Raw genomic sequence first — 12,269 nt, forward strand, 5'->3', positions numbered from 1 at the left:
CGGGCCGACATCCGCTGAGTACCGCCGGGTAACGCCGAGTCCTGCCGGGCTCCACCGAGAATGCGTGACCAAGGTCCCATTACCCGGGACCTTGGTTTGCGGCCACCATCGCCGTGCAGAAGTTCCTCTTGCGTGTTTTTGTATGCCCAGAGAGAGGACGGAAACCATGGCGGACCACGGCAGGGAGACCGCGGCCGACCCCGAGGCGGTCAAGCGCCATCGCGACCTCTACCGCATCATCAACCGCCGGAAGCACCCGCGACTGCGCCGCACCGATATCACGGTGACCGACGAAGCCGCCATCAAGCGCGCGGTCAAAGCGGCCTCTCTCGGTAATGCCATGGAGTGGTTCGATTTCGGCATCTACAGCTATCTGGCGGCCACCATCGGCCATGTCTTCTTCCCTTCGGGAAGCAGCACGGTCCAGTTGCTCTCGTCGTTCGCCACCTTCGCGGTCGCCTTCCTGATCCGCCCGGTCGGCGGCATGGTCTTCGGGCCGATGGGAGACAAGATCGGCCGCAAGAAGGTCCTCGCCATGACCATGATCATGATGGCGATCGGCACCTTCGCGATCGGGATCCTCCCCTCGTACGCGGCGATCGGATTCTGGTCCCCGGTCCTGCTGATCTTCTTCCGCCTGGTGCAGGGGTTCTCCACCGGCGGCGAGTACGGCGGCGCCTCCACCTTCATCGCGGAGTACGCACCCGACAAGCGCCGCGGCTACTTCGGCAGCTTCCTGGAGTTCGGCACGCTGGCCGGGTACGTCGGCGCGGCGGGTCTGGTCACGCTGATGACCGCGCTCCTCGGCCACGACGGGATGAACAGCTGGGGCTGGCGCATCCCGTTCCTGGTCGCGGGCCCGCTGGGCCTGGTCGGTCTCTATCTGCGGCTGCGGCTGGACGAGACCCCGGCCTTCCAGCGACTGGAGGGCGAGAGCGTCCACGCGGGCGAGGCGGCCGACGGGGTGGAGACCTCCGCGAAGGGCGACCTCCGCAAGATCTTCCGCGACTACTGGCCGTCGCTGATCCTGTGCATCGCGCTGGTCGGCGCGTACAACATCACGGACTACATGCTGCTGTCGTACATGCCGACGTACCTCACGGACGAACTGCACTACGGCGAGACGCACGGCCTGCTGATCCTGCTGGGTGTCATGGTCTGCCTGATGCTGATCATCAACCAGGTCGGCAAGCTCAGTGACCGCTTCGGCCGGAAGCCCCTGCTCATGACCGGCATGCTCGGCTTCTTCTTCCTGTCGCTCCCGGCATTCCTGCTGATCCGCCAGGGCTCCGTCCCGGCGATCGTGGCGGGCATGCTGATGCTCGGCCTCTCGCTGGTCTGCCTGCTGGGGACGATGTCGGCGGCACTGCCCGCCCTGTTCCCGACCCACGTGCGGTACGGCTCGCTGTCGGTCGGCTACAACCTCTCGGCGTCCCTGTTCGGCGGTACGACCCCCCTGGTGATCACCGCCCTGATCAGCCTGACCGGATCCAAGCTGGTGCCCGCCTACTACGCGATGGTGGCGGCCCTGGTGGGGGTGGTCGCGGTGCTGTGCATGAAGGAGACCGCCCAGCAGCCGCTGGAGGGCTCCCCGCCGTCGGTGGAGACGAAGGAGGAGGCGGCGGAGATCGTGGAGTCCCAGACACCGGATCCGCGCTTCTGAACCCGGCCCCACCCGCGACTCCCCTCCCGGCCCCCTCCCACGGCCCCCTCCCGCACCGGCCCGTACCGCCGCCGCCACCCGGTACGGGCCGCTCCGCTTTCCGGACGTGACGGTCCGATCAGCGGATCGTTACTCCGTACGAGGTCGCGAACGCGCGACCGGGACGGAGTGGAACCGTGCCGACGAGGTACACCCGCGAGCTGCTGGAGGAGGCAGCTCGCGAGACAAGCAACTGGGACGACGCGGTGCGCTGGTGCGGGGGCACAGCGACACCGGGCAGCCGACGTTATCTGCGGAGAAAAATGACCGAGGCCGGTGTGAACACATGCCACTTCCCGGACCGGTGGGTGCGACACACCGAGGAGAAGCTCCGCGTTGCGGTCGCTGCCTCGAAGAGCATCCGGGAAGTTCTCTGCCATCTGGGCATCAACCCGGTCGGCGGGAACCACACCCACATCGGCCGTCGCATCAAGTCGTACGGAATCGACATCTCGCACTTCACCGAACGCCGGAGCGGAGGTCCTCAGCGCTCGCGGGTCCAGATCCTGACGGTCCGGTCTCGCGACGAAGGCAGAGTCCCCGGTGAACGCCTGCGCCGCGAGTTGTTGCGGATGGGGATAACGGAGCGTTGCGCCGCGTGCGGGACCGGCCCGGAATGGAACAACCGGCCTCTCCGCCTCGAAGTCGACCACATCAACGGCGAATGGTGGAACAACGCTCCCGAGAACCTGCGGCTCATGTGTCCCAACTGCCATGCGGTTACGGACACTTATCGCGGACGCAGGCGGCGAGCAGCGGCATGAGCACAGCGAGGTATCCCCGTGATCTGCTGGCCAGGACCGCGGCCGTCTCCACGAGCCTCGTGGACCTGATGCGCCGGTTGAACTCCCCCATGGGCGCACGCACCTTGCGTTATCTGCGCCTCAGACTGGAGCACTACGGCATCGACACATCGCACTTCGCCGACGAGCCGCTCCCGGTACGCGAAAGACGCAGCTACTCGCGGCAACTGCTCGAAGACGCGGCCGCCCACTCGTACAGCATCCGGGAAATGATGGAGTACCTGGGCTATCCGCCGAGCGACTGCCCGTACGGACTCATCAGCACCAAACTCGAACGCTTCGGCATCGACACATCGCACTTCCTCAGTGGACGCAAGCACGGCCCGTCCGTACTTCCCCGTGAGCCACTCGCCACAGTGGTCGCCCGGTCCGTCAGCCTGGCCGGCGTTCTCAAGGAGCTCGGGCAGGAGAACTCGGGTGCTGCCAGGGCCCGTGTCAGCAGAAGCCTTGCCGCCCACGGGATCTCCACCGAGCACTTCACCGGCCAGGGACACGCCGGTGGCAAAGTCTCACCCCTCCGGGGATCCGCCGACGAAATCCTGCGGCAACGAGCCCCTGGTTCGCCCCGGACGAGAACCGTGAAACTGCGGCGCGCGCTCGACGACTTGGACGTCCCGCACATCTGCGCCGAGTGCGGCATCGGTGACACCTGGCAGGGCAGACGACTGGTGCTGGAGATCGACCACATCAACGGCGACCGGCTGGACGACCGTCGCGAGAACCTCAGGTACCTGTGTCCGTCATGTCACAGTCAAACGGGTACGTTCGCCGGCCGCGGACCACGGGACGCGACCACTTGGCACCTACGCCACGGGGCACAGTAAGGTTGACGCGGGTCCGTACCCCAGTCTGGCCAGAGGGCGCCGGTTTAGGTCCGGTGTGTCGTGGGTTCAAATCCCACCGGGCCTACGGGTGAATCCAGTGAACCCCCTTCGATTCGAAGGGGGTTCACTGTTGAAGGCTTACGGTGCGAACTCAGCCCAACAGCTCCCGCACCACCGGCACCAACGCCCGGAACGCCTCCCCCCGGTGGCTGATCGCGTTCTTCTCCCCCGCGGTCAGTTCCGCGCAGGTTCGCGTCTCGCCCGCCGGCTGGAGGATCGGGTCGTAGCCGAAGCCGCCCGATCCGGCCGGGACGTGGCGGAGGGTGCCCAGCAGGCGGCCCTCGACCACCCGTTCCGTACCGTCCGGGAGGGCCAGCGCCGCCGCGCACGCGAAGTGGGCGCCGCGGTTCGGGGCTTCGATGTCCGACAGCTGAGCCAGCAGCAGACGGAGGTTCGCCGCGTCGTCGCCGTGGGTGCCGGCCCAGCGGGCCGAGAAGATGCCGGGGGCGCCGTTCAGTACGTCGACGCAGAGGCCCGAGTCGTCGGCGACCGCCGGGAGGCCGGTGGCCCGCGCCATGGCGTGGGCCTTCAGCAGGGCGTTCTCGGCGAAGGTGATCCCCGTTTCCTTGACGTCCGGGACTTCGGGGTACGCATCGGTGCCGACCAGTTCGTGGGGCAGGCCCGCGTCGGTGAGGATCGCTTCGAGCTCGGTGATTTTCCCGGCGTTGCGGGTGGCGAGGATCAGACGGGTCATGGGTCCAGTATCGGGCCCGCCGGGATCAGCCGGGTGCCTCGGCAGGCGCCGGGCGCCCGCCGGTGTTGCGTGTGATGCGGACGGGCGCACGGTTCGACCCGTGCGCCCGTGCCGTACGGACGCACGGGGCGCCGCGGTGGGTTGCTTCGGCTCCGCCTGCCGGGAGTTCCGGTCCTGGCTGCCGAGAGCCGCGGCGCGAAGCCCCGGTTCGGCCGCCGGGGCCTCGGTTCTACTTGCCGAGCGCTTCGACCTGGAGCGCCGTGAGGTCCGCGCAGCCGGCGGTGGCCAGGTCGAGCAGGGCGTTGAGCTCCTTGCGGTCGAAGGGCTCGGCCTCGGCGGTGCCCTGGACCTCCACGAAACGGCCGTCGCCGGTGCAGACGACGTTCATGTCGGTCTCGGCGCGCACGTCCTCCACGTAGCAGAGGTCGAGCAGCGGTGCGCCGTCGACGATGCCGACGCTGACCGCGGAGACGGTGTCGGTGAGGGGCTTGCGGCCCGACTTGATGAGCTTCTTGGACTGGGCCCAGGTGACCGCGTCGGCGAGGGCGACGTACGCGCCGGTGATCGCGGCCGTACGGGTGCCGCCGTCGGCCTGGAGGACATCGCAGTCCAGCACGATCGTGTTCTCGCCGAGCGCCTTGTAGTCGATGACCGCGCGCAGCGAACGGCCGATCAGCCGGGAGATCTCGTGCGTACGGCCGCCGATCTTGCCGCGTACGGACTCACGGTCGCCGCGGGTGTTGGTGGAGCGCGGGAGCATCGAGTACTCGGCGGTGACCCAGCCCTCCCCGCTGCCCTTGCGCCAGCGCGGGACTCCTTCGGTGAAGGAGGCGGTGCAGAAGACTTTGGTGTCGCCGAAGGAGATGAGGACAGAGCCCTCTGCGTGCTTGCTCCAGGCGCGCTCAATGGTGACCGGGCGGAGCGCTTCGGGGGTGCGGCCGTCGATACGAGACATGGGGCCGAGCCTATCGGCCGCGGTGGGGAGGGGTGCCGGGCGGCTGCGGACGGGCCGGTCCGGGACGCCTTTCGGTGCCCCGAACGGGCCCTTCCCGTGTCGGTGATCCGCCGGGCGGGTCAGTCGCCCGGCGGCCCGGTGGTTCCGCGGCTCACACGCGGCTCACATCATGTCTTCGATGTCGGCCGCGATCGGGTCGGCGTCGGTGCCGACCACGACCTGGACCGAGGTCCCCATCTTGACCACCCCGTGGGCGCCCGCGGCCTTGAGCGCGGCCTCGTCGACCAGGGAGGGGTCCGCCACCTCGGTGCGCAGCCGGGTGATGCAGCCCTCGATCTCTTCGATGTTGTCGAGTCCGCCGAGCCCGGCGACGATCTTCTCAGCCTTGGTGGCCATGTCCGACTCCTGAATGTCTCTTCGTGTGAATGTCTCTTCGCGAGGCGCCCGTTCGCGAGGTGTCCGTTCGCGACACGTCTCTTCGCGATCCGGCGAGCCTGTGAACCGGCAACCCGGCGATCCGGCGATTCGCCGCTCTGTCCGTTTGGTTACGGTAACGCACGTTTGGACCAGTTATACGAGCGTGAAACGGCACCGGATCGCAAGCTGACGATCACGGGTGCCGCGCCCGGGGCTCGGCGCCGGCGCACGCCGTGCCGGGGGCCCGCCTCCGTGCGGCGGATCGCCCGACAGGCCGACGCCAGGAGGACGCCGAATGAGCACCAGCAGCGCGGCCGTGCCACAGAACGTGCCGGCGAAGAAGTGGTGGAACGGCCTGTTCCAGGGGCTCCAGAAGGTCGGACGCAGCCTTCAGCTACCGGTCGCCGTACTGCCCGCCGCAGGTCTGCTCGTCAGTCTCGGCAACCTCTTCTCCGCCTACCTGCACGGCGCCTTCTGGGACAAGACCTCCAAGGTCTTCCTGGCCGGGGGCAACGCGATCCTCGACGGGGCCTTCGGGCTGCCCCTGCTCTTCTGCATCGGCGTGGCGATCGGCTTCGCCAAGAAGGCGGACGGCTCGACGGCCCTCGCCGCGGTCGTCGGCTTCCTCGTCTACCACGGGGTCCTGGGCGCCTTCCCGATCGGCGGCAGCGTCACCAAGGCGCTCCCCAACGGCACCCCACAGAACCCCGGGGTGCTCGGCGGCATCCTCATCGGGCTGCTGACCGCGATCGTCTGGCAGCGGTTCCACCGCACCCGGCTGGTCGACTGGCTCGGCTTCTTCAACGGCCGGCGGCTCGTCCCGATCCTGATGGCCTTCATCTGTGTCGTGCTCGGGGTGGCGTTCGGGCTGCTGTGGCAGCCGGTCGGTGACGCGCTGACCTGGTTCGCGAAGCATCTGATCGACCTGGGCGCCTGGGGCTCGGCGATCTTCGGTGTCGCCAACCGGCTGCTCATCCCGATCGGTATGCACCAGTTCCTGAACACCTTCTTCTGGTTCCAGGCAGGCAGTTACACCAAGCCGGACGGGACCGGGGTGCAGGGTGACCTGACCCGTTTCTTCGCGGGCGACCCGAGTGCCGGCCAGTTCATGTCGGGGTTCTTCCCGATCATGATGTTCGGCCTGCCCGCCGCGGCGCTGGCCATCGCGCACTGCGCCCGGCCGGAGCGCCGCAAGCAGGTGACGGGCCTGATGATCTCGGTGGCCCTGACGTCGTTCGTCACCGGGGTGACCGAGCCGCTGGAGTTCTCGTTCATGTTCGCGGCGCCGCTGCTGTACGGCCTGCACGCGCTGCTGACCGGTGCCTCGATGGGGATCACCTGGGCCCTCGGGGTCCATGCGGGTTTCAGCTTCTCCGCCGGGCTCATCGACTACGTCATCAACTGGCACCTCGACACGAAACCCTGGCTGATCATTCCGATCGGGCTGTGTTTCGCGGTCGTGTACTACGTGGTCTTCCGCTTCGTCATCACCAAGTTCAACGTGATGACGCCGGGGCGCGAACCGGACGACGACGTCGACGACGTGACGAAGGCGTAGCCCCCGGCGGACCGACGGGGGGCGGAGGCTCAGATCTCGTACACCGCGCCGGGCCGGGCCAGTTCCACCGGCCCGTCGTACACCGCCCGCGCGTCCGCCAGGTTGCGCTTGCCGTCCGTCCACGGCGGGATGTGGGTGAGCACCATGCGGCCCACCCCGGCGCGCGCCGCGTGGGCGCCGGCCTCGCGGCCGTTGAGGTGGAGGTCGGCGACGTCCTCCTTGCCGTGGGTGAAGGACGCCTCGCAGAGGAACAGGTCCGTGCCGGTCGCCAGGTCGTGCAGGGAGTCGCAGACGCCGGTGTCCCCGGAGTACGTGAGCGAGGAGCCGCCGTGCTCGATGCGGATGGCGTACGACTCGACCGGGTGGCAGACCTCCTCCGTGCGTACGGAGAACGGTCCGATGTCGAACGACGCCGGTTTCAGGTCGTGGAAGTCGAAGACCTCGCCCATCGAGGAGGACGACGGCGTGTCCGCGTACGCCGTGGTCAGCCGCTCGGCCGCGCCCTCGGGCGCGTACACCGGGATCGCGGGGCAGCGTCCGCCGTCGTGCCGGTAGTAGCGCGCGACGAAATACGCGCACATGTCGATGCAGTGGTCCGAGTGGAGATGGCTGAGGAAGACGGCGTCGAGGTCGTAGAGACCGCAGTAGTGCTGCAGTTCACCCAGGGCGCCGTTGCCCATGTCGAGGAGCAGCCGGAAGCCGTCGGCCTCTACTAGGTAGCTCGAACAGGCCGATTCCGCGGAGGGGAACGACCCCGAGCAGCCGACGACGGTGAGCTTCATGGAGTCGGAACCTCCGTGGACGGGCCGGGCGACGGGGGTCGAGCGGTTTGTCGAGCCTAAGGCGCGGGAGCGGCGGTCGCTCCTCCACGGAGGGCCGTTGTGGGGGAACTCACCCGCGCTGTCACCGGTTCGGGTGGGCCGCACGGCCGTGCACGGCGCTGCGGGGCGCGCCGGTACGGTCGGGTGCATGGATACGCGCTGGCTGCTCGCCCTGATCGTCGTCGTACTGATCGCCCTGGTCGCCTCGGTCGTCGACGGGCGGGCCCGGGGCGGGCGCCGGTCGAACGGCCGGACGCGGCCTCCCGGCAGGCCGGGAGGTGGCCGCGGTCCCGGGCGCCGGACGGAGCGGCCCTCGGACCGGGGGCGTGCGCCGGGGCGGCTGCCGGTGGCGGGCGAGATCTGGTGGGCGTTCGTGCCGTACGAGGACGGGCCGGGCGGCAAGGACCGGCCCTGTCTGGTGCTGTCGGTACGGGGGAAGGCGGCCCTGGTCGCGAAGATCACCAGCAAGCACCACGAGGAGCGGCCCGGGGTGATCGCGCTGCCGCCCGGAACGGTGGGGGACGTGCAGGGCCGGGCGAGTTTCCTGGAGACGGACGAGCTGCGGGATGTGCCGGTGGCGGAATTCCGGCGGCGGGCGGGGGCCGCGGACGCGGCGCTGTGGGACCGGGTGCGGCACTTGGCGCGGTAACCGGCTGAGAAGCGCGGTAACCGGCTGAGAGGCGGGGCAACCGGCTGGGCGCGGTAACCGGCTGAGGGAGTTCCGCTGTCGCACTCCTCGGCCGCCGGGGAAGTCCGGTTCCACTCCCTCCGGCGGCCGGGAACGACTCACGCCCAGAGCTGGCCCTGGAGGGTCTCGATGGCGGCCTCCGTCGTCGGCGCCGTGTAGACCCCGGTCGACAGGTACTTCCAGCCGCCGTCGGCCACGACGAAGACGATGTCCGCCGTCTCCCCCGCCTGTACGGCCTTCTTCCCGACCCCGATCGCGGCGTGCAGTGCCGCGCCCGTCGAGACACCCGCGAAGATGCCTTCCTGCTGGAGGAGTTCACGGGTGCGGGTCACCGCGTCCGCGCTGCCCACCGAGAAGCGGGTGGTGAGCACCGAGGCGTCGTACAGCTCGGGGACGAACCCCTCGTCGAGGTTGCGCAGGCCGTACACCAGGTCGTCGTAGCGCGGTTCGGCGGCGACGATGCGGATGCCGGGCACCTGTTCGCGCAGGAAGCGGCCGACGCCCATCAGGGTGCCGGTGGTGCCCAGGCCCGCGACGAAGTGGGTGACGGAGGGCAGGTCGGCGAGGATCTCCGGGCCGGTGGTCGCGTAGTGCGCGCCCGCGTTGTCCGGGTTTCCGTACTGGTAGAGCATCACCCAGTCCGGGTGCTCGGCGGCAATTTCCTTGGCGACGCGCACGGCGGTGTTGGAACCGCCCGCGGCCGGTGAGGAGATGATCTCCGCTCCCCACATGGTGAGCAGGTCGCGCCGTTCCTGCGAGGTGTTCTCCGGCATGACGCAGACGATGCGGTAGCCCTTGAGCTTGGCCGCCATCGCGAGCGAGATGCCGGTGTTGCCCGAGGTGGGCTCCAGGATGGTGCAGCCGGGTGTCAACCGGCCGTCCTTCTCGGCCTGTTCGACCATGTGGAGCGCGGGGCGGTCCTTGATCGAACCGGTCGGGTTGCGGTCCTCCAGCTTCGCCCAGATCCGGACGTCGTCCGACGGGGAGAGGCGCGGGAGCCGTACGAGCGGGGTGTTGCCCACCGCCGCAAGCGGGGAGTCGTATCGCATCGGGCTCAGACCATGCCGCCGGCCACGGCCGGGAGGATCGTGACGCTGTCGCCGTCGGCCAGCTTGGTGGAGATGCCGTCGAGGAAGCGGACGTCCTCGTCGTTGAGGTAGACGTTCACGAAGCGGCGGAGCTGGTCGCCGTCGACGATGCGCTCGCGGATGCCGTTGTGCCGGGATTCGAGGTCGGCGAACAGGTCGGCGAGGGTGTCACCGCTGCCTTCGACGGCCTTGGCGCCGTCGGTGTAGGTGCGGAGGATGGTGGGGATGCGGACCTCGATGGCCATGGCTGGGCTCCTGTCGGGTGGTGAGGCGGAGGGCGCGGCAGAGCGCGTGTGGTGCCGAAGGATGGTGCGTCGTGCGTACGCGGGGCCGCGGCTCAGACGGCAGCGCGGCGCGGACAGATGGCGCTCGCGAGACGGCACAGGTCGACGTGCAGCCGCGAAACGAGCAGCAGGGCGCTCGGCGTCTTTTCGCTCACGTCAGGGGGAACCATGGGCTCATCGTATCGATTCCCGTCCCGTGAACCCGAGTGTGATCTCGGTATGCGGGATCGATCGGTCCGCCTACTGGACAATCACCGGGAAGCCGTCGGGCGGTCACTGGACGATCTTCACTTCTTCCTCGGTGATGACGCCTTCGAGGATCCGGTAGGAGCGGAACTGGAAGGGTCCCGAGCCGTCGGTGTCGGCGGTGGAGACCAGGACGTAGTGGGCGCCGGGCTCGTTCGCGTAGCTGACGTCGGTGCGCGACGGGTAGGCCTCGGTCGCGGTGTGCGAGTGGTAGACGATGACGGGTTCCTCGTCGCGGTCGTCCAGGTCGCGGTAGAGCTTCAGCAGATCCGCCGAGTCGAACTCGTAGAACGTGGGCGAGCGGGCGGCGTTCAGCATCGGGATGAACCGCTCGGGGCGGTCGGTGCCCGCCGGGCCCGCGACCATGCCGCACGCCTCGTCGGGGTGGTCGGCGCGGGCGTGCGCCACGATCTGGTCGTACAGGGCCTGGGTAAGGGTCAGCATGCTGTTCAGGATAAGCAGCAGGACCAAGGGGGCCGCGTGGAGCGCGTCAGGCAGGGTGGCGGTGGGCGACGGGTGGGCTCCGGCGTACCGGAGTTCGGTACGGCGGAGCCCACATGCTGAGAAGTTGTCGGTGATCAGCGCTTGTTGAAGGCCGCGCCTGCCGGGTTGCGGGACTTCAGCACCAGGTAGGAGAGGCCGAGGATCGCGGCCCAGAGCGGGGCGCAGTACAGCGAGATCCTGGCGTCCTTGTCGATGCCCATCATCACGATGACCAGGCCGATGAAGCCGAGCGAGAACCAGCTGGTCCAGGGGGCGCCGGGGGCCCGGAAGCTGGATTTCGGGAGTTCACCGCGGTCCGACTTCGCGCGGTAGCGGATCTGGCAGACCAGGATCATGATCCAGGCCCACATGCCGGAGATGGTCGCGAAGGACACCACGTAGGTGAACGCGTCGCCGGGCCACTGGTAGTTGATCCAGACGCCGACGAGCATCAGCGCGGCGGAGACCGTGGTGCCGACCAGCGGGGTGCCGCTCTTCGTCAGGGTGGTGAAGGCCTTCGGGCCCTGGCCGTTGAGTGCCAGGTCGCGCAGCATCCGGCCGGTGGAGTACATGCCGGAGTTGCAGGAGGAGAGCGCCGCGGTCAGGACGACGAAGTTGACGATGGCGGCGCCGAGGCTCAGGCCCATCTTCTGGAAGGCCGCGACGAAGGGGCTGACGCCGGGCTGGAACGAGGTCCAGGGGACGACCGACAGGATCATGACGAGTGCGCCGATGTAGAAGACGGCGATGCGCCACGGCACGGTGTTGATCGCCTTGGGCAGGACCGTCTTCGGGTTCTTGGACTCCCCCGCGGTGACACCGACCAGTTCGACGGCGAGGAAGGCGAACATCACGATCTGGAGGGTCATCAGGGTGCCCGTGATGCCCTTGGGGAAGAAGCCGCCGAGGTCCCACAGGTGGGTGACGCTCGCGGTGTCACCGGCGTCGGAGAAACCGACGGTGAGGACGCCGGCGCAGATGAGGATCATGCCGATGATCGCGGTGACCTTGACCATCGAGAACCAGAATTCGAGCTCTCCGAAGAGTTTTACGGAGATCAGGTTCACGCCGTAGAGGATCAGTGTGAAGACCAGGGCCGAGAGCCACTGGGGGATGTTCCACCAGAAGGTCATGTAGGTGGCTGCCGCGGTGACTTCGGTAATGCCGGTGACGACCCAGAAGAGCCAGTAGGTCCAGCCGGTGACGTATCCGGCGAAGGGGCCCACGAATTCTCGGGCGTATTCGGAGAAGGAGCCGGAGACCGGGCGGTACATGAGCAGTTCGCCCAGCGCCCGCATGATGAAGAAGATGACCAGGCCGGCTATGGCGTAGGCGAGGATGAGGCTGGGACCGGCCTTCGATATCGCCTTGCCCGCACCGAGGAAGAGGCCGGTGCCGATGGCCCCGCCGATCGCGATCATCTGGATCTGGCGCGCCCCCAGACCCCGCTGGTAGCCCTCGCCCGACGTGACGTCCCCGGTCTCGCTGTCGTCGAATTCCTTGTCGACCTGCACTGAGGTCATGTGTTGCGCCTTTCTCCATGCCGACCCGGCCGTACGAGGCTCGGACCGGCTGTGACGATCCTGGAGAGCAGAGCCCGGGAATCCGGCTGGAGTGCTGCCGACGGTCGGTCGGCTTTCAGGCCC

14 protein-coding genes and 1 tRNA gene are annotated in these 12,269 nt (G+C 68.6%); 6 read left to right on the forward strand and 9 right to left on the reverse strand.

Going from position 1 to position 12,269, the window contains the following annotated elements:
• The first annotated feature begins 166 nt into the window (after window positions 1–166).
• The 4 genes from proP (at window position 167) to NBY69_RS05960 (ending at window position 3,414) form a co-directional block, all read left to right on the forward strand.
• A complete protein-coding gene (proP, locus tag NBY69_RS05945; protein WP_250298690.1) occupies window positions 167–1,663 on the forward strand; it encodes a glycine betaine/L-proline transporter ProP in 1,497 nt (498 codons plus the stop codon).
• Window positions 1,664–1,839: 176 nt separating this feature from the next.
• The gene (locus NBY69_RS05950) at window positions 1,840–2,466 is read left to right on the forward strand and encodes an HNH endonuclease (RefSeq protein ID WP_250298691.1); all 627 of its coding nucleotides are present in this window, start codon (window positions 1,840–1,842) and stop codon (window positions 2,464–2,466) included.
• A complete protein-coding gene (locus NBY69_RS05955) occupies window positions 2,463–3,329 on the forward strand; it encodes an HNH endonuclease (RefSeq protein WP_250298692.1) in 867 nt (288 codons plus the stop codon). Before NBY69_RS05950 ends, NBY69_RS05955 begins: the two co-directional genes overlap by 4 nt.
• A 9-nt stretch (window positions 3,330–3,338) precedes the next feature.
• Window positions 3,339–3,414 (forward strand) — tRNA-Leu (locus NBY69_RS05960).
• A gap of 66 nt (window positions 3,415–3,480) precedes the next feature.
• Here the strand turns inward: NBY69_RS05960 and rdgB are convergent.
• The 3 genes from rdgB to NBY69_RS05975 form a co-directional block, all read right to left on the reverse strand.
• On the reverse strand, window positions 3,481–4,083 hold the full coding sequence (rdgB, locus tag NBY69_RS05965) for an RdgB/HAM1 family non-canonical purine NTP pyrophosphatase (RefSeq protein WP_250298693.1): 603 nt from the start codon (window positions 4,081–4,083) through the stop codon (window positions 3,481–3,483).
• A gap of 229 nt (window positions 4,084–4,312) precedes the next feature.
• Window positions 4,313–5,038, reverse strand: a complete 726-nt coding sequence (gene rph, locus NBY69_RS05970; protein ID WP_250298694.1) for a ribonuclease PH — start codon at window positions 5,036–5,038, stop codon at window positions 4,313–4,315.
• 162 nt (window positions 5,039–5,200) lie between these two features.
• Window positions 5,201–5,449: a PTS glucose/sucrose transporter subunit IIB gene (locus tag NBY69_RS05975; protein ID WP_266645029.1), complete on the reverse strand. Its 249-nt coding sequence runs from the start codon at window positions 5,447–5,449 to the stop codon at window positions 5,201–5,203.
• A gap of 301 nt (window positions 5,450–5,750) precedes the next feature.
• Here NBY69_RS05975 and NBY69_RS05980 point away from each other — a divergent pair, with 301 nt between their 5' ends.
• The gene (locus NBY69_RS05980; protein WP_250298696.1) at window positions 5,751–7,013 is read left to right on the forward strand and encodes a PTS transporter subunit EIIC; all 1,263 of its coding nucleotides are present in this window, start codon (window positions 5,751–5,753) and stop codon (window positions 7,011–7,013) included.
• A 29-nt stretch (window positions 7,014–7,042) separates the two neighbouring features.
• On the opposite strand, the gene NBY69_RS05985 is transcribed toward NBY69_RS05980, so the two are convergent.
• On the reverse strand, window positions 7,043–7,795 hold the full coding sequence (locus NBY69_RS05985) for an MBL fold metallo-hydrolase (protein WP_250298697.1): 753 nt from the start codon (window positions 7,793–7,795) through the stop codon (window positions 7,043–7,045).
• 187 nt (window positions 7,796–7,982) lie between these two features.
• Here NBY69_RS05985 and NBY69_RS05990 point away from each other — a divergent pair, with 187 nt between their 5' ends.
• A complete protein-coding gene (locus NBY69_RS05990; protein WP_250298698.1) occupies window positions 7,983–8,483 on the forward strand; it encodes a type II toxin-antitoxin system PemK/MazF family toxin in 501 nt (166 codons plus the stop codon).
• 137 nt (window positions 8,484–8,620) lie between these two features.
• Here NBY69_RS05990 and NBY69_RS05995 read toward each other — a convergent pair whose 3' ends face one another.
• From NBY69_RS05995 to NBY69_RS06010, 5 genes are all read right to left on the reverse strand, one after another.
• Entirely contained in the window at window positions 8,621–9,571 is a 951-nt protein-coding gene (locus tag NBY69_RS05995) for a PLP-dependent cysteine synthase family protein (RefSeq protein ID WP_250298699.1), read from the reverse strand.
• A 5-nt stretch (window positions 9,572–9,576) separates the two neighbouring features.
• Complete coding sequence (locus tag NBY69_RS06000) at window positions 9,577–9,855, reverse strand: MoaD/ThiS family protein (RefSeq protein WP_250298700.1); 279 nt, start codon at window positions 9,853–9,855, stop codon at window positions 9,577–9,579.
• Window positions 9,856–9,947: 92 nt separating this feature from the next.
• A complete protein-coding gene (locus NBY69_RS37595; RefSeq protein ID WP_323136632.1) occupies window positions 9,948–10,064 on the reverse strand; it encodes a putative leader peptide in 117 nt (38 codons plus the stop codon).
• Window positions 10,065–10,167: 103 nt separating this feature from the next.
• Window positions 10,168–10,584, reverse strand: a complete 417-nt coding sequence (locus NBY69_RS06005) for a Mov34/MPN/PAD-1 family protein (RefSeq protein ID WP_250298701.1) — start codon at window positions 10,582–10,584, stop codon at window positions 10,168–10,170.
• 134 nt (window positions 10,585–10,718) lie between these two features.
• Entirely contained in the window at window positions 10,719–12,146 is a 1,428-nt protein-coding gene (locus NBY69_RS06010; protein ID WP_250298702.1) for an amino acid permease, read from the reverse strand.
• Window positions 12,147–12,269 lie beyond the last annotated feature (123 nt).

This window comes from Streptomyces sp. A 4/2, from assembly GCF_940670765.1.
Classification (GTDB): Bacteria; Actinomycetota; Actinomycetes; order Streptomycetales; family Streptomycetaceae; genus Streptomyces.

What these genes read in the sequence shown, in the direction of transcription:
- proP (WP_250298690.1), top strand. Translation starts at nt 167, where the DNA reads ATGGCGGACCACGGCAGGGAGACCGCGGCCGACCCCGAGGCGGTCAAG.
- NBY69_RS05955 (WP_250298692.1), top strand. Translation starts at nt 2,463, where the DNA reads ATGAGCACAGCGAGGTATCCCCGTGATCTGCTGGCCAGGACCGCGGCC.
- rdgB (WP_250298693.1), bottom strand. Translation starts at nt 4,083, where the DNA reads ATGACCCGTCTGATCCTCGCCACCCGCAACGCCGGGAAAATCACCGAG.
- rph (WP_250298694.1), bottom strand. Translation starts at nt 5,038, where the DNA reads ATGTCTCGTATCGACGGCCGCACCCCCGAAGCGCTCCGCCCGGTCACC.
- NBY69_RS05980 (WP_250298696.1), top strand. Translation starts at nt 5,751, where the DNA reads ATGAGCACCAGCAGCGCGGCCGTGCCACAGAACGTGCCGGCGAAGAAG.
- NBY69_RS05985 (WP_250298697.1), bottom strand. Translation starts at nt 7,795, where the DNA reads ATGAAGCTCACCGTCGTCGGCTGCTCGGGGTCGTTCCCCTCCGCGGAA.
- NBY69_RS05990 (WP_250298698.1), top strand. Translation starts at nt 7,983, where the DNA reads ATGGATACGCGCTGGCTGCTCGCCCTGATCGTCGTCGTACTGATCGCC.
- NBY69_RS05995 (WP_250298699.1), bottom strand. Translation starts at nt 9,571, where the DNA reads ATGCGATACGACTCCCCGCTTGCGGCGGTGGGCAACACCCCGCTCGTA.
- NBY69_RS06000 (WP_250298700.1), bottom strand. Translation starts at nt 9,855, where the DNA reads ATGGCCATCGAGGTCCGCATCCCCACCATCCTCCGCACCTACACCGAC.
- NBY69_RS37595 (WP_323136632.1), bottom strand. Translation starts at nt 10,064, where the DNA reads ATGGTTCCCCCTGACGTGAGCGAAAAGACGCCGAGCGCCCTGCTGCTC.
- NBY69_RS06005 (WP_250298701.1), bottom strand. Translation starts at nt 10,584, where the DNA reads ATGCTGACCCTTACCCAGGCCCTGTACGACCAGATCGTGGCGCACGCC.
- NBY69_RS06010 (WP_250298702.1), bottom strand. Translation starts at nt 12,146, where the DNA reads ATGACCTCAGTGCAGGTCGACAAGGAATTCGACGACAGCGAGACCGGG.